Annotated in this window: 1 protein-coding gene; it reads left to right on the forward strand. The window is 37.6% G+C overall.

All coding sequences use genetic code 11. The annotated features are described in order from the left end of the window. Positions 1-136 precede the first annotated feature (136 nt). Positions 137-1,114: a hypothetical protein gene (locus CDZ87_RS16815; RefSeq protein ID WP_100754545.1), complete on the forward strand. Its 978-nt coding sequence runs from the start codon at positions 137-139 to the stop codon at positions 1,112-1,114. Positions 1,115-1,283 lie beyond the last annotated feature (169 nt).

Consider the following 1,283-nt stretch of genomic DNA (forward strand, 5'->3'; position numbering starts at 1 on the left):
ATGTGGGATGCAAACAGCGCCAAAAATTAACTCTTGACGCCATAGTCTCTTGTTAGCCTTTGTGATATGCCACTAGTTTACTTGGCTAATCTAAATTGCTAAATTAACCAAAATTATCACCTACGGCAAATCCAACATGATGTATAACACTGAACTGGAACTCATTTTCCACAAGTATGATGGTTTATCTTTTCAATCCTTTTTCAACCAACTTATGGCACTTGGCGTACCGGGTTTCTGCCCCGTTAGGCAAAGAAATGACGGGGGAAATGATGGGTTTGTAGAGAAAACAGGCACTTTCTATCAGGTATTCGCGCCTGAATCAGTAACCAGCTCAACTATCAGTGCTGCATCATCAAAGATGATCGATGACTTTGATAAATTAGCAAAAAACTGGCACTACCTTATAGAATTGAAAGAATATATCTTTGTTATTAACGACAAATTCAAAGGTTCTGATAGCAATCTAATACGTCGTATCACGCAACTTGGAAATGATAGAGGGCTGAACACAAAAATACTTACTGCTTTTGATTTGGTTGAGATATTTCATTCAAACCTGACAGACATGCAAAAAAAGATTTTGATATCAAGACATTCAATTGGAAGTGCAAGTGACCCCGCACTTAAAGTCGCCGCAAAAATAATTTCAAGCAGGCTACCAATTGAGAAATGGAAGCAGATAGATGAACAACTCTCTTTTTCGTCAATATACGAATCAGATTTAAACGTACTATCTGAAATTAGGTCAGCATTATTTTCCATGGACTTTACTGCAAACGAAAGCAACATAATTAACGAGCTAACCAGCTCAATAAATAGCCTAGTAAACTTATTCTACTCTACAAATACAACGGAAAGTTATGGTGAAAGAAAGTGGGATAAGTCTTGGAAACGCATACATAATAACCCCAAAGCTAACTACTACGTAGAAGAACAGGAAAAGTGGGAGTCTCAAATACTCGACCACACACTTGAGCTATGTAAAAACCTAAATATATTTAGTAAGTTTGTCAGACAGAACCAAATCCCTGACTTTCTCGAATACAAAAATTACACTGTTGTTAGAAGAAAGGGAGACACTCTAAATGAATATGTTGAGATAATACCTTAGGCTAACGCCCAATTAAGTAGCCCGAAACGCACTGGCTCACTTTCCGCATTGCTCGGCAACACGAAATTCAACGCAAACCAAAAGTGCTAAGCGTTGAGGGTCTGCTTGAATTGTTTGTTATGTTTTACCACAAATGACTGATTTATTTGGCAAAGAACTGCATTCTTGA

Origin of the sequence: Vibrio salilacus, from assembly GCF_002811245.1 — a bacterium.
Classification (GTDB): Bacteria; Pseudomonadota; Gammaproteobacteria; order Enterobacterales; family Vibrionaceae; genus Vibrio; species Vibrio salilacus.

Bases quoted from the DNA above. Each gene is read 5' to 3' on its own strand.
- CDZ87_RS16815 (WP_100754545.1), top strand. From the start codon at position 137: ATGATGTATAACACTGAACTGGAACTCATTTTCCACAAGTATGATGGT.